Origin of the sequence: Thioalkalivibrio sp. (assembly GCF_041685615.1) — a bacterium.
GTDB lineage: Bacteria > Pseudomonadota > Gammaproteobacteria > Ectothiorhodospirales > Ectothiorhodospiraceae > Thioalkalivibrio.
On sequence record NZ_JAWLFK010000008.1, the window covers coordinates 20,380 to 44,796 of the forward strand.

Annotated in this window: 24 protein-coding genes; 7 read left to right on the forward strand and 17 right to left on the reverse strand. The window is 68.0% G+C overall.

Annotated features, from left to right (window positions below):
• Window positions 1-49: 49 nt before the first annotated feature.
• Entirely contained in the window at window positions 50-1,537 is a 1,488-nt protein-coding gene (gene glgA / locus ACESLR_RS02830) for a glycogen synthase GlgA (RefSeq protein WP_373023845.1), read from the reverse strand.
• Window positions 1,538-1,666: 129 nt separating this feature from the next.
• On the opposite strand from glgA, the gene pgi reads away from it, so the two are divergent.
• Window positions 1,667-3,310, forward strand: coding sequence for a glucose-6-phosphate isomerase (pgi, locus tag ACESLR_RS02835; protein ID WP_373023856.1), 1,644 nt, complete (start codon window positions 1,667-1,669; stop codon window positions 3,308-3,310).
• A 22-nt stretch (window positions 3,311-3,332) separates the two neighbouring features.
• Here the strand turns inward: pgi and ACESLR_RS02840 are convergent, their stop codons facing one another.
• Window positions 3,333-4,181, reverse strand: coding sequence for a bifunctional nuclease domain-containing protein (locus tag ACESLR_RS02840; RefSeq protein ID WP_373054420.1), 849 nt, complete (start codon window positions 4,179-4,181; stop codon window positions 3,333-3,335).
• 94 nt (window positions 4,182-4,275) lie between these two features.
• Between ACESLR_RS02840 and ACESLR_RS02845 the strand changes: the two genes are divergently transcribed.
• Window positions 4,276-4,875 (forward strand): DUF938 domain-containing protein, encoded by a 600-nt coding sequence (locus ACESLR_RS02845; RefSeq protein WP_373023847.1) that lies wholly within the window; start codon window positions 4,276-4,278, stop codon window positions 4,873-4,875.
• 207 nt (window positions 4,876-5,082) lie between these two features.
• On the opposite strand, the gene ACESLR_RS02850 is transcribed toward ACESLR_RS02845, so the two are convergent.
• Complete coding sequence (locus tag ACESLR_RS02850) at window positions 5,083-5,508, reverse strand: DUF3617 domain-containing protein (protein WP_373023848.1); 426 nt, start codon at window positions 5,506-5,508, stop codon at window positions 5,083-5,085.
• 123 nt (window positions 5,509-5,631) lie between these two features.
• Here ACESLR_RS02850 and ACESLR_RS02855 point away from each other — a divergent pair, with 123 nt between their 5' ends.
• Window positions 5,632-6,588 (forward strand): matrixin family metalloprotease, encoded by a 957-nt coding sequence (locus tag ACESLR_RS02855; RefSeq protein ID WP_373023849.1) that lies wholly within the window; start codon window positions 5,632-5,634, stop codon window positions 6,586-6,588.
• A 57-nt stretch (window positions 6,589-6,645) separates the two neighbouring features.
• Here ACESLR_RS02855 and ACESLR_RS02860 read toward each other — a convergent pair whose 3' ends face one another.
• From ACESLR_RS02860 to ACESLR_RS02870, 3 genes are all read right to left on the reverse strand, one after another.
• On the reverse strand, window positions 6,646-7,929 hold the full coding sequence (locus ACESLR_RS02860) for an OmpP1/FadL family transporter (RefSeq protein ID WP_373023850.1): 1,284 nt from the start codon (window positions 7,927-7,929) through the stop codon (window positions 6,646-6,648).
• A 124-nt stretch (window positions 7,930-8,053) separates the two neighbouring features.
• Window positions 8,054-8,242, reverse strand: a complete 189-nt coding sequence (locus ACESLR_RS02865) for a DUF3185 family protein (RefSeq protein WP_373023857.1) — start codon at window positions 8,240-8,242, stop codon at window positions 8,054-8,056.
• Between the two features lie 21 nt (window positions 8,243-8,263).
• Window positions 8,264-8,515, reverse strand: coding sequence for a GlsB/YeaQ/YmgE family stress response membrane protein (locus ACESLR_RS02870; RefSeq protein ID WP_373023851.1), 252 nt, complete (start codon window positions 8,513-8,515; stop codon window positions 8,264-8,266).
• A gap of 281 nt (window positions 8,516-8,796) precedes the next feature.
• Here ACESLR_RS02870 and mltF point away from each other — a divergent pair, with 281 nt between their 5' ends.
• The gene (gene mltF, locus ACESLR_RS02875) at window positions 8,797-10,266 is read left to right on the forward strand and encodes a membrane-bound lytic murein transglycosylase MltF (protein ID WP_373023852.1); all 1,470 of its coding nucleotides are present in this window, start codon (window positions 8,797-8,799) and stop codon (window positions 10,264-10,266) included.
• Here the strand turns inward: mltF and ACESLR_RS02880 are convergent.
• The 4 genes from ACESLR_RS02880 to ACESLR_RS02895 are packed head-to-tail and all read right to left on the reverse strand — an operon-like array spanning window position 10,253 to window position 12,999.
• The gene (locus ACESLR_RS02880) at window positions 10,253-11,353 is read right to left on the reverse strand and encodes a DUF3524 domain-containing protein (protein WP_373066631.1); all 1,101 of its coding nucleotides are present in this window, start codon (window positions 11,351-11,353) and stop codon (window positions 10,253-10,255) included. The genes mltF and ACESLR_RS02880 overlap by 14 nt on opposite strands.
• Before the next feature lie 45 nt (window positions 11,354-11,398).
• The gene (locus tag ACESLR_RS02885; RefSeq protein ID WP_373025163.1) at window positions 11,399-11,776 is read right to left on the reverse strand and encodes a DsrE family protein; all 378 of its coding nucleotides are present in this window, start codon (window positions 11,774-11,776) and stop codon (window positions 11,399-11,401) included.
• Between the two features lie 37 nt (window positions 11,777-11,813).
• A complete protein-coding gene (locus tag ACESLR_RS02890; protein WP_373025164.1) occupies window positions 11,814-12,371 on the reverse strand; it encodes a carboxymuconolactone decarboxylase family protein in 558 nt (185 codons plus the stop codon).
• Complete coding sequence (locus ACESLR_RS02895) at window positions 12,361-12,999, reverse strand: TetR/AcrR family transcriptional regulator (protein WP_373025165.1); 639 nt, start codon at window positions 12,997-12,999, stop codon at window positions 12,361-12,363. Before ACESLR_RS02895 ends, ACESLR_RS02890 begins: the two co-directional genes overlap by 11 nt.
• A 66-nt stretch (window positions 13,000-13,065) precedes the next feature.
• Between ACESLR_RS02895 and ACESLR_RS02900 the strand changes: the two genes are divergently transcribed.
• Window positions 13,066-13,794: a hypothetical protein gene (locus tag ACESLR_RS02900; protein ID WP_373025166.1), complete on the forward strand. Its 729-nt coding sequence runs from the start codon at window positions 13,066-13,068 to the stop codon at window positions 13,792-13,794.
• Window positions 13,795-13,813: 19 nt separating this feature from the next.
• Here the strand turns inward: ACESLR_RS02900 and ACESLR_RS02905 are convergent, their stop codons facing one another.
• Complete coding sequence (locus ACESLR_RS02905; protein ID WP_373025167.1) at window positions 13,814-17,035, reverse strand: EAL domain-containing protein; 3,222 nt, start codon at window positions 17,033-17,035, stop codon at window positions 13,814-13,816.
• 223 nt (window positions 17,036-17,258) lie between these two features.
• Entirely contained in the window at window positions 17,259-17,576 is a 318-nt protein-coding gene (locus tag ACESLR_RS02910) for a high-potential iron-sulfur protein (RefSeq protein ID WP_373025168.1), read from the reverse strand.
• Window positions 17,577-17,870: 294 nt separating this feature from the next.
• Here ACESLR_RS02910 and ACESLR_RS02915 point away from each other — a divergent pair, with 294 nt between their 5' ends.
• The gene (locus ACESLR_RS02915; protein WP_373025169.1) at window positions 17,871-18,413 is read left to right on the forward strand and encodes an outer membrane beta-barrel protein; all 543 of its coding nucleotides are present in this window, start codon (window positions 17,871-17,873) and stop codon (window positions 18,411-18,413) included.
• A gap of 264 nt (window positions 18,414-18,677) precedes the next feature.
• On the opposite strand, the gene ACESLR_RS02920 is transcribed toward ACESLR_RS02915, so the two are convergent.
• The 3 genes from ACESLR_RS02920 to ACESLR_RS02930 form a co-directional block, all read right to left on the reverse strand.
• The gene (locus tag ACESLR_RS02920; RefSeq protein WP_373025170.1) at window positions 18,678-20,744 is read right to left on the reverse strand and encodes a putative bifunctional diguanylate cyclase/phosphodiesterase; all 2,067 of its coding nucleotides are present in this window, start codon (window positions 20,742-20,744) and stop codon (window positions 18,678-18,680) included.
• A gap of 183 nt (window positions 20,745-20,927) precedes the next feature.
• A complete protein-coding gene (locus tag ACESLR_RS02925; RefSeq protein ID WP_373025171.1) occupies window positions 20,928-21,452 on the reverse strand; it encodes a c-type cytochrome in 525 nt (174 codons plus the stop codon).
• The gene (locus tag ACESLR_RS02930; RefSeq protein ID WP_373025172.1) at window positions 21,452-22,033 is read right to left on the reverse strand and encodes a hypothetical protein; all 582 of its coding nucleotides are present in this window, start codon (window positions 22,031-22,033) and stop codon (window positions 21,452-21,454) included. The genes ACESLR_RS02925 and ACESLR_RS02930 overlap by 1 nt, the downstream gene beginning before the upstream one ends.
• 119 nt (window positions 22,034-22,152) lie before the next feature.
• Between ACESLR_RS02930 and ACESLR_RS02935 the strand changes: the two genes are divergently transcribed.
• Window positions 22,153-22,575, forward strand: a complete 423-nt coding sequence (locus ACESLR_RS02935; protein ID WP_373025173.1) for a hypothetical protein — start codon at window positions 22,153-22,155, stop codon at window positions 22,573-22,575.
• Window positions 22,576-22,673: 98 nt separating this feature from the next.
• Here ACESLR_RS02935 and ACESLR_RS02940 read toward each other — a convergent pair whose 3' ends face one another.
• Together ACESLR_RS02940 and ACESLR_RS02945 are read right to left on the reverse strand one after the other, a co-directional pair.
• Window positions 22,674-23,336 carry an O-methyltransferase gene (locus tag ACESLR_RS02940; protein WP_373025174.1) on the reverse strand — a complete coding sequence of 221 codons (663 nt, stop codon included), beginning with the start codon at window positions 23,334-23,336 and terminating at the stop codon, window positions 22,674-22,676.
• A complete protein-coding gene (locus tag ACESLR_RS02945) occupies window positions 23,337-24,407 on the reverse strand; it encodes an SO_0444 family Cu/Zn efflux transporter (protein WP_373025175.1) in 1,071 nt (356 codons plus the stop codon). It lies immediately after the preceding gene.
• Between the last annotated feature and the right edge of the window lie 10 nt (window positions 24,408-24,417).

A 24,417-nucleotide genomic window follows, 5' to 3' on the forward strand; every position in this document is an offset into this window, starting at 1 on the left:
GCTGCCTGGGCTTGCCGGTTGGGGGCTGGAGGTCGCGAAAAGGACGCGATTATAGCGCAGATGCCGCTTTCGCACGCCGGCCGCGCCGCGGGAGCTGTTCGCGGTACAGGGCAAGATAGGCGTCGGCGCTGGCGTTCCAGCCGAAGTCGCGTGCCATGCCATTGCGCATTAGCTGCTCCCAGCGCCCGTCGCTGCGGGCGGTATGCAGATCAAGGGCCCGCTCCAGGGTGGCGCCGAGCGCGGCGACGCTGTCCGGCGTGAAGCTGAAACCGGTGGCGGTGCCGGCGTCCAGGGTCTCCGGCGTGGCGTCAACCACGGTATCGGCCAGGCCGCCGGTGGCATGGACCACCGGCGGGGTACCGTAGCGCAGGCTGTAGAGCTGGTTGAGCCCGCAGGGCTCGAAGCGCGACGGCATCAGGAACAGGTCGGCGCCGGCCTCGATCTGGTGGGCCAGGGGCTCGTCGTAGCCGATGTGCACGCCAACCCGGCCCGGATAGGTGCGCGCAAGGGAACCGGTGGCGTGTTCCAGATCCTTCTGGCCGGAGCCGACCAGGGCGAGCTGGATACGCCCGGCATCCAGCAGGGGTGTGCAGGCGGCGTGCAGCAGGTCCACGCCCTTTTGCTCCACCATGCGGCCGACGTGCCCCAGCAGCGGGATGTCCGGGTTCGGCTCCAGGCCCAGGCGGGTCTGCAGCGCCTCCTTGTTGGCGGCTTTCCCGGAGAGGTCGTCGGCGCTGTAGCGCGCGGCGATATAACGGTCGCGCGCCGGGTCCCAGTCGCGGTAGTCCACCCCGTTCAGGATGCCGTGCAGATCCTCGCGGCGGGCACGCAGGACGCCGTCCAGGCCCATGCCCGAGGCCGGGTCCTGGATCTCGCGGGCGTAGGTGGGCGAGACCGTGGTGATGGTGTCGGCGAAGACCAGGGCCGCCTTCATGAACGAGAGCTGGTCGTGAAACTCCAGGGCCTCCGGGTGCCACAGTTCCGCGGGCAGGTTCAGCTCCCGCAGGGTGCTCGCCGGAAACAGGCCCTGGTAGGCCAGGTTGTGGATGGTGAACACGGTCTGCGGGCGCTCGACGCCCGTGCGTTCCGGGTCGAGCAGCAACGGCACCAGACCGGTCTGCCAGTCGTTCAGGTGAACCAGATCCGGTGCCCAGTCCAGCCCCGCCTCGTCGCGTGCCAGGGCCACGATGGCGCGGGCGAAGCCGGCGAAGCGCTGGGCGTTGTCCGGCCAGTCCATGCCGTTGCTGGCACTGTAGGGGTTGCCGGCGCGCTGGAAGTATTCCGGCCAGTCGACCAGGTAGACCGGTAGCCGGGTACCCGGCAGACGGCCCTCGAGGAGCTGCCATGGGGCGTCCTCCGGGCCCGGGCGCGGGGTAGCATCCACCAGGTTGCGGCAGGCCTCGGGATAGCCCGGTACTACCAGGCGCACATCCTGGCGGCGGCGGCGCAGGGCGGCCGGCAGGCTGGCGCTGACATCGGCGAGCCCTCCGGTCTTGACCAGACCATAGGCCTCGCTGCTGGTGAACAGGATGCGCATGAAAATTTCCCGGGGTACGGAACCGGCGGCGCCGGATGGCTTTCTATCAATTGTAACGCAGGGGCCGGGGCGGCACTCTGGTGACAGAACAACCGGGGGCATGGAATGAAGTCAGGACGGGACACGGCGATGGACAGTGCCTTGCGGGTCGAGGCCCGCCGCCTGGAAGACGAGATACTGCGCGATCTGTTTGCGCGCGACCCGGACCGCGTGGCGCGGGACGTGCAGGAGATCGCCGGACTGCGCCTGGACTGGTCGCGCCAGCGCCTGGACGGCCCGGCCTGGGATGCGTTGTTCGAACGCGCCGCGGCCTGCGAGGTGCCGGAGGCGCTGCGCGCGCTTTTCGCCGGCGAACGGGTCAATACCACCGAGGGCCGGGCGGCGTTGCACACAGCCCTGCGCCTGCCACGCGAGGCGCACTGCGAGGTGGATGGCCACGACGTCGTGCCCCAGGTTCACGAGCAGCTCGACCGGGTCGAGGCCTTCGTGCGGAAGATCCATGCCGGCACTCACCGGGGCTATGGCGGGCGCCCGATCCGGCGGGTGGTGAACATCGGCATCGGGGGTTCGGACCTGGGGCCGCGCATGGTCTGCCGGGCAATGGCGCCGCATGCGCGGGCGACGACCGAAGGCGCGCCGCTGGTCGTCGAGTTTGTCTCCAACGTGGACGGTGCTGCACTGTCCGCCGTGCTGCGCGAGGCCGATCCGGAAACCACGCTGTTCATCGTTGCCTCGAAGACTTTCGGCACCCAGGAGACCCTGACCAATGCCCGCGCGGCCCGGGCCTGGCTGCTGCGGCATGCGCCGGACGATTCGGCCGTCGCCCGGCATTTCGTCGCGGTGTCCACCGCGCGCGACCGGGTGACCGAGTTCGGTATCGACCCGGACAACATGTTCGGCTTCTGGGACTGGGTCGGCGGGCGTTACTCCGTGTGGTCGACCATCGGGCTGCCGGTGGCACTGCTGCTGGGGATGGACGGCTTTCGCGCCTTCCTCGGCGGGGCGCACGCCATGGACGAGCATGTCCGGCGCACGCCGATCGCCACCAATGCCGCGGTGCGCATGGCCCTGGTGGACCTGTGGAACCAGAACCTGCTGGGCGCGCAGTCGCGTGCGGTGCTGCCCTACGACGAGCGCCTGTCGCTGCTGCCGCCGTATCTGCAGCAGGCGGAGATGGAGAGTCTGGGCAAGCGCGTGGGGCTGGACGGCCAGGTGGTGAGGGACGACACCGGCGCGGTGGTCTGGGGCGCGGTGGGAACCGATGGCCAGCATGCCTTCTTCCAGTTGTTGCACCAGGGCACGCGCTTCATCCCCGCCGAGTTCATCGGGGTAGCCCGGCCGGAACATGATCTGCCGGCGCAGCATCCCCTTCTGATCGCTAATCTGGTCGCCCAGGCCGAGGCGCTGGCGATGGGCAAGGACGAGGATGCGGTGCGGGCGGAGATGGCGGCGGCGGGGCAGTCACCGGGCGCCATCGATGCGCTGGCGCCGCACCGGACCTTCCCCGGCAATCGGCCGAGTACGCTGATCCTGCTGGAGCGCCTGGACCCGGCCACGCTGGGGGCGCTGATCGCGCTGTTCGAGCACAAGATCTACGTGCTGGCGACGCTCTGGGGCATCAACGCCTTCGACCAGTGGGGGGTGGAACTGGGTAAGCAGCTTGCCGGGCAGGTGCTGGCGGACCTGGGGCCGAGGGCGACGTCTGTCGGACACGATCCGGCAACCACCGCCACCCTCGACTGGCTGCGCCCGCTGCTGCCGCCGCGGGATTGACCCGTGTCCGTTCCGGCCCGACTTACACGCTCAGGGCGTCGTCGGATTCCTCGATCGCGGGAACGTCCGTGGGCAGGGTGATCGTCCGGGCCTTGCCGTCCAGCCAGTAGCGGATCTCGGCCCCCTCGTCTTCTGGTGTCGTGGAGACTGCCTCGAGGAAGTCGATCGGGGTCGTGGGCGTGCGACCGTTGACCTCCAGGATCAGCGCCCCGTGGGTCACGCCCGCGCGCGCGGCACGGCCCACCGCGCGACTGACCAGCACGCCGGGGTCATCGGGCAGTTGCAGGGCCTCGCGCAACTCCTCGCGCGCCGCGACCACGGTGATGCCAAGGGCGGTGACGACTTCGTCGTCGCCCGGGGGTGTGTAGTCGAAGGGTACCTGGGCCTCGAGGATCTCCGGGGCAACATGGATGGTGGCGTCGCTGCGAACAGCCAGGGCGAGTCCGTCGCTGGGGCGGGTGTCGATCATCCGGGGCGCGTCCTCGCCGTCGACATGCACCTCTAGCCAGCCGAGATAGGCGCCGTTCTCCAGGCCGTCGACGATCACGCGTTCCAGACGCGCATCCAGTTGCTCCAGCAGGTCGATCATCAGGTCGTGGGTCTGCGGGCGCGACAGCGGGACCTCGTGCATCGCCAGCAGGATTGCGCGGGCCTGGTCGGTGCCGATCACGATGGGCACCACCTCGCCGGAGGCCGGGTGCCGCAGCAATGCGATGGGGGCGTTGGAGTCGGCATCGACTCCGACCGTGGCCAGCTCGACCGGGAGCAGACGATCCGGGTCGGTCGCCATTTCGCGCGCCAGGGCCTCGCCGGGCATGGCGAGCAGCAGGGCGAGCGAGGCGGGCAGGAACAACCGGAGGCGGGGCATCATCGGGGGCGCCTGGAGCGGAGTATCACCCGAGCATGGCAGTGCGGCCACAAGGCGTCCAGAATACAGGGCCTGCTTCTCCTGACGGATTGCCTCGATGACATCCGACAAGCCCTATGCCCCCGCCGCCGAACAGAACCGGGCGGCCATCCTGGCGGTCCTTCGCGAACGTTTCCTTGCCCACGGGCGGGTGCTGGAGATCGGTGCCGGAACGGGGCAGCACGCGGTCCACTTTGCCGCGGCGCTTCCGCACCTGGACTGGCACCCCAGCGACGTCGCGGACAACCTGCCGGGCGTGGAGGCCTGGCGGCGCGAAGCCCCCGTGCCCAACCTGCGGCCGGCGCGGCAACTGGACGTGCTGCACGATGCCTGGCCGGAGGGGCCATTCGAGTATGTCTACAGCGCGAACACCGTGCACATCATGCACTGGCCTGCGGTGGAGGCGCTGTTTGCCGGGGTGGCCCGGGTACTGACGGCGGGCGGGTTGTTCGCGCTGTACGGGCCATTTGCCCACGGCGGTTCGCATACCGCCGAATCCAACGCCCGTTTCGACCGGGCGCTGCGCGCGCAGGACCCCGGGATGGGCGTTCGCGACCGCGCCGACCTGGACGCCCTCGCCGCCCGCCACGCTCTGGAGCTCGAGGCTGCCATCGAGATGCCGGTCAACAACCAGATCCTTCTCTGGCGCAGCACGTAAATCTTTAGGGCGCGACTACCACGAAGCGCACGAAGAAGGGCTGGGTCAACAGCGATTTACAGGAAGATGGGAAGTTTGGAAGAGAAACAGTGATGGGCGCCCGGCGCGCACGGCTGCTCACTGACTAACCGATACACATCGAACCAAGTCAATGGTCCTTTTCCCTCTTCCGACCTTCCTGTCGTCGCTCTTGTTCGTGGTGGGTGGTCAGCAGTCGTCGATGCGCTGGCTGCGCATTTCCATGCGCATGTTCATCGGGCCCATGGGGGTGTCCATCTCGCTGGTCATCTCGCCCTCGGCGCGATCCCCCATGAAGCGCATGCTGCCCTCCATCTGCATGCGGCCGCCCTCGGGGCCGGGGCAGTTCATGGTGTAGTCCATCCGGTCGGCCGTCATGTCCATCTCCTCCAGGGTGCAACCTTCCGGAGCCTCGATGATGTTTTCGCCGCGGTCGATGTCTTCCTGGGTGACGCACTCGGTGCTGCTATGGGTCTGTTCCGGCATGTCGTTCATGCCTTCCACGGTCATGGTGTTCTGGTGTTCCCAAAGGCCGGGCTGCATGTTCGGGGTCTCGGCCTGGACGGCCAGCGGCAGGGCAAGGATTGGCAGGACGGCAAGAAGGGTGCGCAGCATGGCAGTCTCCTGAATCGGGGGTATCCAATGGGTTCAATGGTGCCTTGCCCGTCATGGCGGGGCAAACGCGGGTAGCGCCGCCCGCTGGCTGGTACCTTGGGAGTGTGCGAGGGAGGGAACGTAATGGCAATACCGTTGTGGCTGGTCGGGGGTGTCGGGGCGCTCGCACTCGGCGGTGTCCTGTGGCAGGAGGGGCAATTGCCGGGCGACTCTGCGGGGCATGCGCACCTGGCTGCGCCGCGCTGCGAGCTGCCCATCACCCTGCATCTGGAGGCCGTGGACCCGCGCTTCCAGCTGGAGCGTGACGCGGTGCAGGCAGCCCTGGATGCGGCCGTGAGCACGTGGGACGGACAGACGCCGGAGACACTCTTTCGTCAACGCGAGGGCGGCGGCATGCCGGTGCGGCTGGTGTTCGACGAGCGCCAGGCGGGTGCCGAGAGCCGCGACCGGGACCGCGCGGAGCTGGACCGGCTCAAGCGAAGGATCGCCGAGCGCGAGGAGCGCGTCGATCACCGCCACTCGGCGCTGGCGGCGGATGCAACGGGCTACCAGCGGCGCCTGGAGGATCTGCAGGCGCGCCAGCGCGAGTACGAGGAGGCGGTGGCCGCCTGGAACGCCGGGCGTATAGCGCACAGCGCGGGGAACCGCGATCGGCTGGAACGGCAGCGCCGGGCGCTGGATGGGGCGCGGGACGACCTGGAGCAGCGCCGCCGTGCGCTGGAGCGTCGCCGCGACGAACTCAACCGCGAGATCCGCGCTCTCGAGGGCGAGATCGATGGCTTCAACCAGCGGGTCGCGGATCTGAACCGAGAGATCGGCGCGACCGGTGCCTTCGACATGGCGGTCTACGAGCAGCAGGGCGCACGGCGTTCGATCACCGTGTTCAAGGCGAGTGACGCCGATGAGTTGCGTCTGACGCTGGCGCACGAGTTGGGGCACGCCCTGGGGATCGAGCACGTGGACGACCCGGCCGCGGTGATGTACGCGATCCTGGGGGAGGCCAATGCCGGACGGCGCGACCTGAGTGACGCTGACCGACGCGCGCTGGCAGCGGCCTGTGGGGTCGAACTGGAGCGGTGATGTCCGGGGCAGGGCGGGCGCCCTGCCCCGGGTGGTGGACCTACGGAGCTACGCGGACTAGAAGTGGTAGCGCATGGCGGCCGACAGGACGTGCACGTGGCCCTTGGTCGTGCCCTGCATGTTGATGTCGTTGCCATTGAAGCTGCGCGTGATGTCCAGGTCCTCGCCGGCGATGTGGATGTAGCTGTAGCCGAGATCGAAGGTCAGACGGTCGCTGCGGGCGTAGCTGGCCCCGAAGGAGAACCAGGTGCGGTCGCCATCGGGAGTGCGCGTGCTGCGCCCGTCGGTCCGGGTCGGGGTCTGGTCGTACTGGATGCCGCCACGCAGGGTCCAGCGCGGGTTCATCTCGTACTCCGCCCCCACGGCCAGCGCATGGCTGTTGCGGTAGTTCTGTTCCCGCACCTGCTCGTTGCCCTGGGGTAGCTGGATGCGGATTTCGTCGAAGTTCGACCAGTTGAACCAGGTGTACTGCGCCAGGCCGGTCCAGCGGTCATTGAAGCGGTGACGGATGCCGATCGTGGCGATATCGGGCAGCTTCAGGTCGGCCTGGCCCCCTTGAACGATGGTGTCGCCTCCTTGCGCGCGTCGGGGATCGTTTGTCGATAGCGTGGCGGTGGCGGTGCCCTGGAGCGTATGGGTGATCCCTTCACGGTAATGGATGCCCAGGCGGGTCGCGTCGCTCAGGTCGAACTGCATTCCGATATTGAAGCCGACATCCCAGTTGTCGCCTTCGAGTTCGAATTCCCCGTCGGTGGACGGATTGGGACCGGCCGGATCCGGCGTCGCGCTGCCCAGGGTGGCTTCGGCGTACTGCAGGTCGAGGCCGCCGCCGATGGAGATCCGGTCGGTCAGCTCGAACGCGATGCTGGGCTGCAGGTTCAGCACCTGCAGATCGGATTCCAGCGAGTCGTAACGGGCAAAGAAGTCGTCGTCGTATTGGTTCTTCAGGCCGAACGGGGCACTGAGCCCGAAGCCCAGCCAGACGCGGTCGGAGTACTGTTCCGCCCAGTAGAGGTTTGGCACCGGGCTGGGGTCGTAGGGGTTGCCGCTGTCTCGCCCGGGGATCTGGGTGTCGCGCTGGTTGACCTCCGCGTCGGGCATCAGCAGGTGCACCCCCGCCTGGAGCTCGTTGCTGTCCAGGTGCGTCATGCCGGCCGGGTTGAAGTAGATGGTGCTGGCGTCGGAGGCGATGGCGGCTTCCCCTGCATAGGCACGGCCCAGGCCGGAAACCCCCTGTTCCTGGATGTAGAAGCCGGCGGCCATCAACGTGGCGGGAGCGGCGAACAGGGCGGAACCTGTGGCGATCGAGAGCGCCAGGCGGCGCGACGGTGTCAGTGTCATGCGGTCTCCCCCTTCTTGTCGGTTAACGGGGGCGGCCGCAGCCAGGCCGCGCCTTCTGCGGGACGCGATCCCCCCGGGGCGGACACTACCGTTTCGGGACGATTACGCCAACCGGTTCACGTTTTCAGGTCACCAGGATCAGGCCGACGAGTGCGGCCAGCCCACCACCGACGAGGAGCCCGAGGGTGCGGCGGGTGAAGCGACCAAGGAACAGGCGCGCCGCGCGCTCGCGCATGCCGAAGGCGTCCTGGACACCGACCAGGGCGGCGATCACGCCCCCGACCAGCAGGATGATGCCCAGTATCTGGAGGATGGCATCCACGGGATCGTGACCTCAGGCCTTGTGGATCAGGCGCAACAGGCCCAGCAGGAGAACGGCGCCGACCGTCGCGGCCGCCAGACTGCCGATGAGGCCGCCGGCCTGCACCCCGAGCTGGGTGAACAGCCAGCCGCCAAGGAAGGCGCCGATCACGCCGACCACGATGTTGAGCAGGATCCCCTGACCGGACCCGTGGACCAGCAGGCCGGCGAGCCAGCCGGCGATACCACCGATGAGCAGCAGGAGAAAAAGGGATTCCACGGCCATGCTGTTGCACTCCTTGCAGGTGAGGGGTTTTTGATCGTGCCAGTGCCGGGACGTTCACCGGGGGTGATACGTGTTTTCTCCGCGACCCGGAGTCGACTGTACAGGCCAATCGGTTTCCCTGCCCACCGGCGGCAAGGATCCTCGCGAGACCGCAACCCCATCGGTATGGGTATTTTTGAGAACCATTCCGCAAAACCCTAGTCTCTTTATTGGACATTCATGGATCCGTCATGGAGTCGGCCAGGCATTCGCCGCGGGCTGTCGACGGGAAGGACACCGATATGACCGAACAAGCGAATCCCCGCGCGCCAGGTGTGCGTCCGGCCCGATGCGGGGGGGGCTGTCGTGCGCTGATGCCGGCCGCCCTGCTTGCGCTGCTCGCCGGGTGCGGCCCGGAAAACGGCCAGTCCGAGACGGCCGTGTCCAGCACGTCCGGGGGTGACGGCCTGGCCCCGGTGGAGGAGACGGGGACACTGCGGGTGGTGACCCGCAACGCACCCACCACCTGGTACTTCGACCAGCATCTGGAGACGGCCGGTACGGAACACGACCTGGTCGAGGGCTTTGCCCGCGCGCACGGCTGGCAGGTGGAGTGGGTCATGGCCGATTCGGTCTCCGGGGTGCTCGAGGCGCTTGAGTCCGGGGAGGCACACATGGCGGCGGCGGGGCTGACCCATCTCGCCTCGCGCAACGAGCGCTTCCGCCGCGGCCCCGAATACATGGAGGTCACGGAGCAGGTGGTCTGCCATCGCGATTTCGATCCCATGCCCGGTTCGGCGGGCGAGCTGGAGGACGTCGATCTGGTGGTCTCGGCCGGCAGCAGCTATGTCGAGACCCTGGAGGACGAATTGCCGGAATCGGCCGGTTTCGAGGCACGGGAGATCGGCACCGAGCGCCTGATGGCGCAGGTCGCCCGCCAGGAGATCGACTGCACCGTGGCGGATTCCCATATCGTCCGCTACAATCGACGCTCGTTCCCGCACCTCGACATTGCCTTCGACCTGTCCGAGCCGCTTGCGCTGGGGTGGTACCTGGAGGCCGATCAGGCGGCGCTGGCGGACCTGGCGGCCGAGTGGATGCAGGCCGACGGTGGACGCGACCTGCGCGAACTCGTCGACGAACGCTATTACGCCTACATTGGCCAGTTCGACTTCGTGGACCTGCGGGCGCTGAACCGACGGATCGAGAATCGTCTGCCGCAATATCGGTCGTATTTCGAGGAGGCGGCGGAGCGCACGGATTTCCCTGCCGACCTGCTGGCCGCGCTGGCCTACCAGGAGTCGCACTGGGATCCGGAGGCGCGCAGCCCGACCGGTGTGCGCGGCCTGATGATGCTGACCCGACGCACCGCCGATTCGCTGGGGGTGGACCGACTGGATCCGCTTCAGAGCATCGAGGGCGGCGCCCGCTACCTGCAGCGCCAGCACGAACTGCTGCCGGATGATATCGCCGAACCCGATCGCACCTACCTGGCGCTGGCCGCGTACAACATCGGTCGCGGTCACTTGCTGGACGCTCGGCGCCTGGCACGGGAGCTGGGGCGCGATCCCGACCGCTGGGCGGACATGCGCGAGACCCTGCCGCTGCTGACCGAGGAGCGGTACTACCAGGATCTGCGCTACGGCTATGCCCGCGGCTATCAACCGGTGTACTACGTGCAGCGCATTCGCAACTACCGCGATGTGATCCGCCCGGTCTTCGTGGCCGGAGACGCGCCCGTGGCCGAACGGGTCCTGGTCAGCCGCGACTGACCCGTGGATGGCGGGGACGGCCCGTGACCAGATGATCCAGCGCCTGCTCCCAGCGCGGTTCCAGATGTTCCGGCGTCCAGGCGCGGACGTCGGGCGCCGCCGGGGCCCCATGTTGCAGCCATGCGTGCAGGTGTTCCGTCAGGGCCGCGACGTTGCCGGCCGGGTAGCGGCAGGTGTCGGGGTACTGTTCGCGATAGGCCAGGGCGTCCGGGACCAATGGCGTGGCGCCGGCGGCGGTGGCCTCCAGTACCGCGAGTCCCTGGAACTCGTGCAAGGCGGTGCTCACGACGATGGCCGCCTGTCCCAGAAGGGCTTCGTATTCCCCGCGTGGCAGCTTGCCGTCCGCAACGATGCGGTCGCCCAGGGTTGCGCGCAGCCGTTGCAGGGCCTCCGGGGCCTTGGCGGGCCTGGCCCCCAGCAGGGCCAGGCGGAAGTCCGCACCCACTGCCCGGAGCCGGAGCAGGGCCTCGGTGAAGACCTCCGGCGCCTTGTCGTATTCCCAGCGGTGATTCCAGAGAATCAGCCCCGGGTCACGCGCCCCATTCGGTGTCGCACGGGGTGTGACGGGGACCGGCAGGACCCTGCTGCGCTCCCGCAGGCGGGTCCTCAATCCGTCGGGGGCATGGTCGGGCATCCGCCCGAGCAGGGTCTCCATCCCGTCTAGGAACGAGTCGCGGTTGAAGGCCGAGTTGAACGCCACGCGGTCAGCCGCCAGCGCCGCGTAGATCTGTACCATCTGCGGTTCCACCGAGCGCACCTGATGGTGGCCCACCGGATAGGCGAACTGGTTCTCGTGCACGTAGTAAAGCGTGGGGCGGGCCGCCAGGTGCGGATGCAGGCCGCGCAGGGTGGCGAGGTCCACCATGGAGGTGGCGATGATCGCATCGGCCTCCACCCCCTCCAGGTGGTCCAGCCAGGACAGTGGGTTGCCGCGAATACGCCAGCGGAAGTGGCGCCCGGGCAGTTCCAGGACGCGCCAGTCGAACGCGTCGAAGGTCGCGGTCAGCCAGTCCGTCCACGCCGCGTGGCTGTCGGCGCGATAGGCGGAGAGCAGGAGGATGCGTTTGCGATGGTCCGGCGCGCCCAGGGTTGGCTCCCCCTCAAACAGGGCCGCCCGGGGCGCCCCTCGTGATTACCAGGTGAGGACTTTGCCGGCCGAACCCAGCGAGGGCAAGGCCTGCGATGGCGTCAGCAGCGGGAGATCCTGGTACGCGAGGTCGGATTCGTCCATGCCGTTGAGGTCCAGCGACTGGCGACAACCCATCACCTGGACCCCGTTGTCCATGGCGTTCTTCATGAAGTCGGCAATGCTTTTGCCGCCCTCCATGGGGTAAAGGTTTTCGGCGACCCCCGTTTTCAGCAGTTCGGTGGCCGGTCCGGTGAAGTACATGATGACGTTCTGTTCGGCGGCGGCCGCGGTGGCCGCCAGGAAGAAGGCCGACGGCAGACGGCGCTTGTTCTCCGGACCAGTGATCATGATGACGACAAGATCGGCGGTTTCTTCGCTCATGGGGATTCTCCTCGGGGTGGCTTCGGTGGGGCCGCGGCTACTTCGGCGCGGTCCAGCGTTCGGCGGCCATGGGTTCGTCCACGGGCGTGCCGGCGATGTGGTTGGTGTAGTTGGACAGGGTCTTCAGCCCGATCGCCAGGATCACCTCCAGCATCTGCGCGGGCGTATGGCCGGCATCCAGGAAGGCCTGCTGGGTGGCCGTGTCGACCCAGCCACGCTGTTCGATCATCGCGCGGGCGAACTGGCGCAGGGCCTCCAGCTTCGGGTCATTGATCGGCTCGTCCTCGCGCAGCGCGACGATCACGTCGTCGGGAACGCCGGTCATGCGACCGGTCATGCTGTGGGCGGCCATGCAGTAGTCGCACTCGTGGTAGCGGCTGACGGTCAGCAGCAGCACACCCTGTTCGGTCGGGTTGAGTGAGGTCTTCTGCAGCACGTCGTTGAGGGAGAGGTAGGCCTCGGCCAGGGCAGGGGCGCTGGCCATCTTGCGGATCAGGTTGGGGACCATGCCGAAGGTCTGTTCGGCGTGGTCGAAGGCGCGTTGTGCCTCCGGCGCGCTGCTCGCGTCGTGCAGGGGGAAGTCATCATGGCTCATGGCGGGCCTCCGGGGTTGGGTTGAGGAGTGCGCCCAGCGCGGGGCCCAGGCGCAGGATCGTCGCCGGGTCCTGGTCGGTCTTTGCCATCACCAGGATCCCTTCCATCAGCGCCAGCCACTGTTCGGCCAGCGCGTCGGTGTCGGTGTGTGGTGGCAACTCGCCATCCTGCACGGCGTCGTCCAGCACGGAGCGGAAATGCGCGGTGACGGCGTCAAGGTGTCCCCGGATCGCCTGGCGCAGGGTCGGGTTATGGGTGCCCATCTCCACGGCCAGATTGCCGAATGGGCAGCCGGGGAGCTGTCCGGATTCCGCCTGGATGCTTGCCTCGAAAGCGTGGATCGCGTGGACGAACGCCTTGATCCGGGCGTGGAGTCCATTGGCGCCGGTCAGCCCCGGGATCAGCACCTCGCGTTCGAAGTCCGCGTACAGCGCATCCAGCATCGCCAGAGTGAGCGCCTCCTTGCCGGGAAAGAAGTGATACAGGCTGCCCTTGCGCACGCCCGCGTGCGCACAGATCTCGGCAATGCCGACGGCGCTGTAGCTGCGTCCGACGATCAGTTCGCGGGCGGCCTTCAGCAGGCCTTCGCGGCTGTCGTGGCCAGTGGGGTTGCTGATGGTTGTATCCATGACTTTGCATACTAGTTGACCGGTCGGTAAAGTGCAAGGAGAGACCTTCTCGAAAGGAGCGCGACGATGCCGCGAATACCCGATGCTTGTGACGTGAAGGGTGCCGCTGGCGTGCCCATCCCGGTGCGGTATGCGATGTCCTGGGAGGACGGCTTTGGCGTTCGTGGCTGGAAGCTGGACCTGCCCGGGCAGGGCGCGGACGTGATCGCGGCGACCCCGTTTACCGGCGAGCGCATCCCGACCTCGGTATTCGTGCACGACATCGTGGATCACCACCTGTGCGGGTTTGCCCTGTCCGGCTATGTCGACGAGGCGGGAGCACTGATTCAACTGGCCGAGCGCACGGGCTCCGACCCGGTGGCGGATTTCGTGCAGATCATTGACGAGGATCTATTGCCGGGTTGGTTCCAGAGTGAGGACTGGCGGGTGTTGTTGCCCGGGTCGCTTGTTGCGGTAGTGGAGTCGGCCCCGGACGCGCGCTCCGGCATGGCGCGGTTGCGCGAGCAATGGGGCGATGGCGTGTTGCGGGCGCTGTGGATCGCCGGGTTCGTGGAGACGGGCTGGGAGCTGGCTGCGAGCGCGCGGGACGCCTGGGAACGCCACGGACTGGATTATGCGAACCGTGCCATGACCGCGCGGGCACTGCAGCGGCTCTTCGAGCGGGTCGACGCGACGGTGTACAAGCAGGGCTGGAGCCGGGCGCGGGGCGTGTTCCGGATCGCGCCAACGGGGGTGGATTTCCGCTTCGAGGAACCGGCAGTCGGTCCCGGCGAGTACGAGCCGCTCGCCGACTGAGTCGTTCGCGCGCGGTCGTTCAGGTATCGGTGGCGGGGATCTCCCCGGACGGGCGGTGCAAGTGGTAGCCCTGGGCCATGTCCACGCCCAGTTCTTCCAGCATCTCGAGGGTGGGCGTGTCTTCCACGCACTCGGCCACGGTTTGCTTCTCCAGGCCCCGGGCGACATCGACCATCGCGCGGATGAAGGCCTGGTTGTCGCGGTTGTTGGGGAGGTCGCGCACGAACATGCCGTCGATCTTGAGGATCTGGACACCCAGGTATTTGAGATAGGCGAATGTGGAGAAACCGGAGCCGAAGTCGTCCAGACAGACGGTGCAGCCGGTGTGCTGCAGCGCCTCGATGAAGCGCTGGGCATCCTGCATCTCGGAGACTGCGGCAGTCTCGGTCAGTTCGATGATCAGCCGGCGCGGCTCGACGGCGTGTTGTGCGAGCTGCTGGTCGATGTAGTGCGGGAGCCCGGGTTCGTCGAAGCTGCGCCCGGAGATGTTGATCGCGATGCCGGGGATGGCCGGGTCATCGGCCAGGCGCGCGATGCTCTCGCGGATCACCCAGCGGTCGATGTCGAGGATCTGTCCGGTCTTCTCGGCGATGGGAATGAACTGGCCGGGCATGGTGAGCTCCTCCGGGCTGGCCGGGTCGCGCATGCGGACCAGGGCCTCCATGTGGTGCAGGTGGCGCCCATCGATGGTGTAGATGCCCTGATAGTGCAGCTCGAAGTGGTCCCGTTCCAGCGCGGTGCCGATGCGCTGGCTCCACGACATCCGCTCCAGCATGTGCTCGGCGGTGTTGCGGCTGCGGTCGAACACCGCCCAGGTGTTCTTGCCCAGGTCCTTGGCCTGGTACATCGCGGTGTCGGCACGCGCCACCAGTTCCTCGACGTTGTCGCCGTGCTCGGGGTAGTGGGCGATGCCGATGCTGGCGGTGAGGCGGTAGTTTTGGCCACGGAAGCGGAACGGGATCGCGGAGATCGCGCGGGCGACGCGTTCGGCCAGTTCGATCGGCTCCTGATCCGATTCGCGGTCCACCAGGATCGCGAATTCGTCACCGCCCAGGCGGGCAAAGATGTCCTGGCTGCGCACCAGGGCGGCGATCTCGCCGGCGGCACGCACCAGTACGGTGTCCCCGGCCCGGTGGCCGAAGGTGTCGTTGATGGTCTTGAATTCGTCGAGATCGAAGTACAACAGGGCGAAGCGCCCGTTGCGACGGCGCTCGCTGTGAATCGCGTGTTCCAGGCGCTTCTGGAAGTGATGGCGGTTGTACAGCCCGGTCAGCGCGTCGTGCTCGGCGAGGTAGACCAGTTGCTGGGCGGTCTGGCGCTCGTGGGTCACGTCCTCGTACAGCCACAGGCGTCCGATGGAGCGTTCGTCGGTATCGTGGACCGGGTAGGAGACCTGGGTGAGGATGCGCCCGTCGTACAGGTCGACCTCGAAGCGTTCGCTGATTTCGTGGGTGTCCAGCACGTGCAGGACGTGGCGCGAGGCGTGATCCGGCCGTGCGAAGCGGTGGGTGGAGTGCTCCAGCACCTCGCGCGAGGGGCGGCCGACCAGTTCCACCTCGCTGGCGATGGCCCACATCCGGCGGAAGGCCGGGTTCACGTACTCCACCCGTCCGTCGCGGTCCTCGAACAGGATGCCGATGCTCATGGCCGAGAGCAGCGCGGCCATGCGGCCCTGCTCGCGCCGGGTCAGTTCCAGCAGGCGCGCCTGTTCGTCGCGCGAGGCTTCCAGTTCCGAGAGGGCCTGCAGCAGGGCCTTCTCGTTGCGCTTGCGCTGGGTGATGTCGTGCGAGATGGCCACGTAGCGGGCCGTCTCGCCGCGCGGGGCGACGAGCTGCAGGGAGATCTCGACCGGCACCTCGACGCCATCGCGGTGGCGGTGGCTGGTCTCGAAGCGGAACTGGTCGCGCTCGCCCCGGCGCAGGGGCTCGACCAGTTGGCGAAAGCGCGGCTCGGGGTAGTCCGGCTTGATGTCATAGGGATGTAGTTGCAGCAGTTCCTCGCGCGGGATGCCGGTCTGGTCCACCGCGCCCTGGTTGACGTAGATGAAGCGCAGGGTCTCCACGTCGAACAGGAACACCGCATCCAGGGTCAGGTCCAGGGTCGAGCGGAAGGCCTCCAGTTCGTCGGTCTTGGCTCGCAGGCGCTCGCTGGTGGTGACCAGTTCGTCGGCATCGACCACGTGCCCCTGGAGATACTTTAGCTGGCCGCGCGGGTCGTAGTGGGCGGCCCCGCGCTCGAAGACCCAGCGCAGGCCACCGTCACGCTGGACCAGACGCCACTGGACCTGGAACTGGCCGTCGCGCTGCAGGCCTTCCGAGACCTCCTGCCAGACGCGTTCGCGATCGTCCGGGTGAATCAGGTCGCCGAGGGTTCGGTGTTCCTGGAAGAACCGGGTCTGCGGGTGGCCCGTCAGTTCTTCCAGCGAACCCTCGATGTTGATCACGTCCCACTGCGGATTGTTGCGGCAGCGATAGACGAATCCATTGAGGGTGTCGAGGATGCGCAGCAGGTCATCGCCCTGCTGGGTGCCCAGCGAGCGAGTCAGGGCCATCAGCCCGATGGCGGCGAGGATGGCGGTGAACATGCGCAGCAGCTGCACGGGCAGCCCGCTTGTCTCGAGGAAGTCGCCGTGGGTGGGCAGCCAGCCCGGCAGGGCCGGGTCCACGGTTCCCGGAAACGGGGTGAGCAGCGCGTAACCCAGAAAGGCGAGAGCCAGGACGGTCACGGCCGGATAATGCCGGGCCTGATCGCCGGATTTGACCGCCCGCTGACGGGGTTGCCGCAGTACGAACCAGAAGGCCAGACCGGTCAGCAGTGCCCCCGGGAAGCCGACCAGGTAGCGGCCGCCGTTGGCCAGGCCACGTCCGGGGTCGTCGGCGATGCCGATCACCAGCAGTATCCCGGCGGCGAGGACCGGGTACAACCACAGGGCATCGAGCCGGACGCGAGGCTGGCTCGCGACCAGGGCGCGGCGCCCGAACTCCAGCAGCGGTACGTAGGAGAACAACTGCCAGGTGGCGTTGAGCCACACCCCGCGTGCCGGTGGATAGTGAAAGCCTGCGGCCTGCAGGAACTCGTACGCGCCGTGGGCCAGGCCGAACAGGGCCAGCAGCCAGAAGTGCCGGGCAAACGGCAGTGTGCCGTTACCGCGGGGCAGGACCAGCGCAACCGCCCCCAGCGAAAAGAAGGCCAGGCCGTAAGCCAGGTAGAGAACCGTGAACCCGACGGGCGAGAGATCCATCAGCGGGCCCGCCGCGAGTTGGGGCACGGGTTACCGGCGATGCTGCGGGCAGGCCGGGAGAACGGGTCGGACACGCAGGTTCCTTTCGCCGTACGGGGCGTTTGCCGGGATCGGTCTACGGAATTGGGATTCTAGCTTGCGGGGATGTGCGGCGGGGATGCAAGCAGTGGTTGGGGGGAGGGATGCCCGGCCCGCCGAAGCGGGCCGGACAGGCGTGCCGGGATTAGCCTTCGACGAACTCGTCGCACCAGCCATTGGCGTTGACCTGAACGCCCTGGAAGTCGGCGTGGTAGCACTGGCCCCACTCGGCGTCGCCCCCGCCCCAGAAGGCGCATTTCTTGCACTTGGCGCCTTCCACGTAGTCATCGTGTCCGGCTGCATCCGCGGCATTCTTCACATATTCATGCGCGTGACCGTCCTCGGCCTTTTCATTGGCCTGGGCGGCAGAGATGCCCGCCATGCTGACGACCGGGATGGCGGCCACGGCGGCGGATGCCTGGCGCAGGAATTTACGACGGTTCGCATTCGGTTGATCGGACATGAGGTCCTCCGTTTGCATGTGAATGGATGATCGTTCTTGTTGCTGCTTTTGTACGAACCGCGCACGCCGGGGGCGTGCGCGTTCACTGCTTTCGAGCGCTGCGACCGGCGAGGGTTCCCTCGATTGCTGCCGGGGTCCGGGCAGGATGCCCCCGGCCGAGCTTCGGCAACAGGATGCAATGGCCCCCGGAAAAATTCCATTCCGGGCCGCCGGGTTCTGTGTGCCGTGATGAAGGTCGCGGCACGCTGGTATACCATTAGAGTTTTCTTATTTATTTGGATCAGGAGGTGTCCGATGCAGTACGGAAAAACGATGGTGATGGTCGCCCTGGGGGTGCTGACGGTCATGCCGTTGGCCCAGGCCAGTGCGGTGGAACGAGGCATGGAGCCCAGCGTGGCACTGATGGGCGGGGTGGTTTCGCCGGATCTTTCGGATGCGAGCAGCGAGGGTGCCTACGGCGTCGAGATCGGTGCCAACTGCCAGCTTTTCCAGCCGGCCACGGGCGTTTTGCGCCATCATCTGACTGTGAGCCGCTACAGCGACGACCCGCTGAAGATGACCAGTGCCGAAGTGAACAGCCACTGGATGTTCGAGCCGAACGAGCGGCTGTCGCTGGGGTTCGGGCCGGGCATCGGTTACGTGCGGGGCAAGCTCGATGATGACACCAATGGCCTGTGGGCGGCCCAGCTGGGTGGCAGCCTGAAATACCAGCTGGATCGCCAGTGGTTCCTGGGGCTGGAGGCACGCTATCAGTTCACCGAGAGCGACCGCTTCGACGGCCGCCGCGCGGATGCCGACAACATGCGCGTGATGGGCAAGGTCGGCATGCAGTTCTGATCCGCCGGATCGCCGGGGCTTGCCGGCCCCGGGGACGGGGCGACAAGGAGCGAATCCGGGTACAAGAAGACGTGGCTCATGGCCGCGACCCCCGACCCCACCGGTCAGGGCGAGACCCGACAGTCCCCGCACGGGACGGCCGGAAGGTGGGTGCGGTACGCGAGGCCGGAGCGCGTCCGTCACGAGCGGGACGCGGAGCACGAACTTGCGGTGTGGCGCTGCAAGCGGTCCGAGCGCCGCGCTTTTCCTGCAGGCCGGCGGGCGTCAGTGGCGCTTCTGGCGTGGGTTCTCCAGTAGCGCGCCAGCCCCAGCTGCGTCCACCGGCGGGGAATAGTAAAAGCCTTGCGCGAGAGTGCAGCCGAGGGCCCGCAGCGTTGCGGCATGGGTGTGGCTCTCCACGCCCTCCGCCACGGCCTCCAGTCCGAGATTGCGGGCCATGTGGATCACGGTCTGCACGAGGCGCTGGCTGTATTCGTCGCGATCCAGCCCGGCCACGAAGCTGCGGTCGATCTTGAGGATGTCCAGTGGCAGGCGGTGCAAGTAGCTGAGCGACGAGTAGCCCGTGCCGAAATCGTCCATCGCCAGGCTGACGCCCAGGGCCTTCAGGCGGTGCAGGGTCTCGATCAGTTCGTCCAGGTTGCCGAGTGTCGCCGTCTCGGTGATCTCCAGGCGAACCTGTGCGGCCGGGACGCCCGTGCCCTCGAGTATCGTCTGCACCTCGTCGACCAGCTCCGGCCGCGTGAGCTGGCGGGCGGAGAGGTTGGTGCTGATGGTCAGCGGGGTGTCCGGGAATTCGGTGTTCCACTGCATCAGCTGGCGGCAGGCGGTGTAGAACACCAGCATGTCGATCAGGTGGACCTGCCCGGTGTCCTCGGCGATCGGGATGAAGTGGTCGGGCGGTACCCGTTCGCCATTGCGCTCCCAGCGCACCAGGGCCTCGAAGCCGGTGATGCAGTCCTCGGCGAGGGACATGATCGGCTGGAAGTGGACGATAAAATCGCCGCGCTCCACCGCCTGGCGCAGGTCGGTCTCCAGCGCCAGGCTTTGCAGTGCCTGGGTCTGCATGCCCGGATCGCAGAATTCGCAACGGGCCTTGCCCAGTGACTTTGCGCGATACATCGCCATGTCCGCCTCGCGCATCAGGTCGTCGGGCTTGGCCGGTCGGGCCGGGTCATCCGCCTCGCCATTCGCCCGGATGGGGCAGCTTTGACCATAGGGGCGGGTTGCGATGCCGATGCTGACGGTCACGTAGACATCCTGCCCGGAGAGGGAGAAAGGCTCGTGCAACACGGCCTGCAGGCGTTCGGCCACACGCAGGGCATCCACGGGTTCGTGCAGGCCCTCCAGCAGGATGGTGAATTCGTCGCCGCCCAGGCGCGCGAGGGTGTCGTCCGGGCGATTCCCGTCGTCTCCCTTGGGACGCGAGACGGTGTCGTTCTGGCGCAGGGCGTTCAGCAGGCGCCGCCCGACCCGCACCAGCAGTTCGTCGCCAGCCGGGTGCCCCAGGCTGTCGTTGACCACCTTGAAGCGGTCGATGTCCACGAACAGGACCGCGAACAGGGTGAAGGGCTCGCGCGTGGCGCGTGCAATGGCGTGCGCCAGCCGGTCGTGAAACAGGCGCCGGTTGGGGAGCCCGGTCAGCTGGTCGTGGGACGCGTTGTGCAGCAGGCGCTCCTCGTGGCGGTTGCGCTCGATGACGCGGCCAAGTTGCACGCCGATCTGCCACATCAGCCACAGCAGATCGGGGTCGGTGGTGGTGGGCTCCGTGGCGAAGAACTCGAGGACGCAGGCGACCTCCTGGCCGACCATGACCGGGAAGGCGAACCCGGAGCGCAGGCCACTCGCCGCGGCCTGCGGCGCGCGCGGGAAGTTGCCGTCCGTGCCCAGGTCCTCGATCCAGGCGGGTTCCCCGTTGTCCAGTACGCGGCCGGGCAGGCCCTCTCCGCTGGCAAATGCCGTGTTCTCGGTGCTGTCGCGGAACGCGGTGACTGGCTCTGCGGAGGCGATATGCCAGATGCCGGTCGGGGCCAGCTGGTTGTGGCCGGTTTTGTTGTTATGCCGGGTCAGGTAGGCATGTCCCACGGGCCAGTCGAGAAACCGTCCAATCGCTGCCAGCGCCTCGCGCAGTACATGGGCGATGGAGTCCGACTGGTTGGCCGTGGAGGCAATGGTGTTGAGCAGCTCGATCTGCTGCTGCTTCGCGTAGACGTCCTGCAGACGGGTTTCGGCCAGGATCTCGGCCTGGCGGCGTGCCGCACGCTCCTGCTCGATCAGGATCTGCAGGCGGTCCCGTTCGCTGTCCGCCGCGAAGTCGCGCGCGCGTCGATTCACACGCGCCCCCGGCGAGCGATACGGAGCCTGCACTTCTGGGTGTCCTGCATGGGCCACTCCCGGCCGTCATGATTGCGCTGCGTTCCCTGCCAGCCGGTCGGCGCGGTGGCGTCTCATCCGGAAGACGCTGGCGCGGGCCGTGCCATTCCGTGGCTATTGTAGGGGCACGGCGGGAGGTCCGCATCAATCGTCGGCGTGGGTCACCCAGGCTTCGTCCATGGCCTCCTCCCAGTCCGCCTGGGTCGGGTGGTTGCGGTCGTAGCGTGTCCAGGCCTCGAAGATCTCGTCCGGCCAGTGCGATTGCAGCCAGGCGATGATTGACTCGACGTCGTCCTCCGAGAGCGTGTCCTCGAAACTGGGCATGGCCCCGCCGCGCGCCTCGGCCCCATAGCGGATGATGTCCTTCAGCTGCCAGTAGGGGTGGTGCCAAGTGTGGGCACTGCCATCCAGCGGGGGCGGTGGCAGCGTGCCATCGGAGTTGCGCTGGCGCCAGTCCTCGGCGCCCTCGCGCTGGGCCCCGTGGCAGGCGATGCAGTGCTCCTGGTAAAGGCGTTCCCCGCGTTGCAGGACCTCCGGGTCGGTGGTGCGCTCGAGGTGGTCGGGTGTCCCGGAAACCCCGTCGAACCCGTCGCATCCCGCCAGTCCGGCGACGGACAGGAGCAGCATCGCGCCGGCGAAGCCGCCGCGGATCGGATGCTGGCCCGGCATCAGTCCTGAACGTCCGGTTCGCCGGTACCGTCAGCTGGCTCGTCGTCCGCGCGGAAGGCATCGCGCACCGAGCCCCAGGCCTTGCGCGAGCCGTCACGGATGCCGCCCCAGGCATCGAGGGCGCCCTCGCGGATGCCGCCCCAGGCGCTGGAGGACCGCTCGCGCATCTCGCCGGACCACTCGGCCAGGCGGTCACGTTCCTCGACCAGGTCGTCATAGGCCCGTTCGCGGCGTTCGCGGGTCGCCTCGCTCAGGTCGTCCCAGCCTTTGCGGATGTTGTTACCCAGCCGGTGCAGCTCGCGGTCCATCGCGTCCAGGGTCTCGCGGGTGCGCGAGCGGGTCGCCTCGCCCACGTCTTCGCCTTCCTCCTGAAGCTCCTCGCGGGTTTCGGCCCACGCCTCGCGCAGTTCCTCCATCTCGCTGGCGGTGGCGTCGTCCTCCATCGCCGTATCCTGTTCATTGCTGACCGCCGTGCCGTCCTCCGTGTGGGTGTCGTTGTCGGTGGCGTACAGGGGGGCCGCGGCCAGCATCAGGCCGCATAGGCCGGTCAGCAGGACAGGGCGCAGTAGGAAGTCTTTCATGACGGGATCCTCCGGGGTCACCGCGGGGCGGCCGACCGATGATGTATATCTGCCATGGTAGGACGTTTCTGGCTTCGGTATGTTTCCCGCCAGGTTGTTTTTGCGAGAGGGGCCACGTGATGCGTCGGGGATGGCAAGCGACATGGGTATTTCCGGTGAGCCTGCTGGCGGGGTGTGCCACATCGGCTTCGGCCCCCGATGACCGTACCGCGCCGGAGGGCTGGGACCCGGCCCCCACGGCCTTCGAGGCACGCGCGGTGCCGTCGCTGGAGCCCATGGTCGTGCCGGGTGCCGCCGTGATGGAGTGGCTGGCGGCCAGCCGCTGGGCTTCCGGCCTGGCGATCGACTATGCGGGGCTGGAGATCGACCAGCCGCGCCCGGAACATGCGGAGGTCCGCCTGACCGGGCTGCGCGACGACGCCGTCAGTGCCTACGAGTTTCGCCTGGGCCTGGACGAGACGGAGGCAGGCTGGGTGGTGCGGTCGGTAGAACGTCGCGCCATCTGCCGCCGCGGCCTTGGCGACAGCGGCCTTTGCCTGTAAGGCTTCGTGGTCGATGAGCCGGCCATTGAACCCCCTGCCTTGCATCCCTTCTCCGTCGTCTCTGTGTCCTCTGTGGTGAATCCAGAGCAGCCTCTGCTTCAACGGCGGCGGGCCAGGGTCAGGCCGTCGCCGATGGGGGCCAGCGAGAGGTCGATGCGCTCGTCGTGGTGCAGGGCGTCATTGAAGGCGCGGATCGCGCAGGTGTCGTCGCGCTGGTTGTCCGGGTCGGCGACGGTACCGTGCCACAGGGTGTTGTCGATCAGGATGAGCCCGCCCCGGCGTACCAGGCGCAGGCAGTGTTCGAAATAGTCGGGGTAGCCGGTCTTGTCGGCGTCGATGAAGGCCAGATCGAAGGGGCCAGTCTCGCCGGCCGCCTCCAGGGCCTGCAATGTGTTGCGGGCCTCGCCGAGCTCGAGCCGGATGCGTCCGGCAACCCCGGCGCGTTCCCAGTAATGGCGGGCCGTGGCGGCCCAGCTTGCGCTCTTGTCCAGGGTGACGACTTCGCCCTCCTCCGGCAGGACGAGGGCGATGGCCAGCGCGCTGTAGCCGGTGAAGGTGCCGATCTCCAGATAGCGCCGTGCCCCCATGAGCCGCGCCAGCAGCGCCATGAACTGCCCCTGTTCCGGGGCGATCTGCATGTTCGCCTCGGGCAGGCTTGCCGTTTCGGCGCGCAGCTGCGCCAGTACGTCGGGCTCGCGCAGCGAGTGCTCCAGAAGGTAGCGGTACAGCGGTTCATCGAGTCCGATGGAACGATTGGACATTCACGCGCTCCGCGGCTGTGGATGGGGGATCAGGCGGTCCAGCCACCGGCGCAGGACCGGTGTGGCCAGCACGCTCAGGATGATCAGGGTGCTCCATTCGAGCCAGGCGGGCAGCAGTTCACCGGCAGCGCCCATCTGGGTGGTGACGTCGACCCCGGTACGGGCCAGTCCGGCGTCGAGGGCGAGCCCCAGCGCAATGGTGGTAGCTGCGATTCCGGTCAGGTAGAGCACCAGCGCCGGGGTACCGAGTTCGCGGCGGAACACGCCCAGCGTCGCCAGGCTGGTGATCGGCGCCGCCAGCAGGAAAACCAGCACGGTGCCGGGCGAGACCCCGGCCGTGATCAGGCCCACGGCGATGGGCGTGGCGGCGGTCGCGCAAAGGTACATCGGGATGCCGATGACGGCCATCACCAGCATCGCTGCCAGGCCCGAGCCCCAGGCGGCCAGTGTGGCCGGCGGCACCAGGGCGAGCAGGGCGCCGGCGACCAGCAGGCCGATCACCAGCCACAGGCGGATATCGTCGAGGACGTCGTGGAAGGCATAGTGCAGTCCGCTGCGAAGCCGTGCGGCGAGGCGTTCCGGGGTTTCGGGAGTAGCGCAGCCCGTGTCGGTCGCGCAACATCCCCCGCAGGTGTCCGCGTCGGTCGCCCCGGAGTGGTCCGTCGCGCCGTGCGTGCGCCCCACCAGTAGTCCCGTGGTGATAGCCGTGACGATGGCGCCGAGGGCGCGCGCAATGGCCATTACGGGGCCCAGCAGGGCGTAGCTGATGGCGAGCGAGTCCACGCCGACACCCGGCGTCCCGATCAGGAAGGCGGTGGTGGGCCCGCGCCCGGCGCCGCCGCGATGCAGGGCCAGGGCGGTGGGGATGGCCCCGCAGGAACAAAGCGGCAACGGTGCCCCGACCACGGCGGCGCGGGCGGTGGCCGCCAGACCGGCGCCGCCGAGCCAGCGCTGCAGGGCCGCTTCCGGGATCAGGGCCTTGACCGCGCCGGCGGCCAGCAGACCCAGCAACAGCCAGGGGGCCGCGGCGAGCGCGACGCCCAGTGTTTCATTGAGGATGTCGACGATCATGCCGTGATCT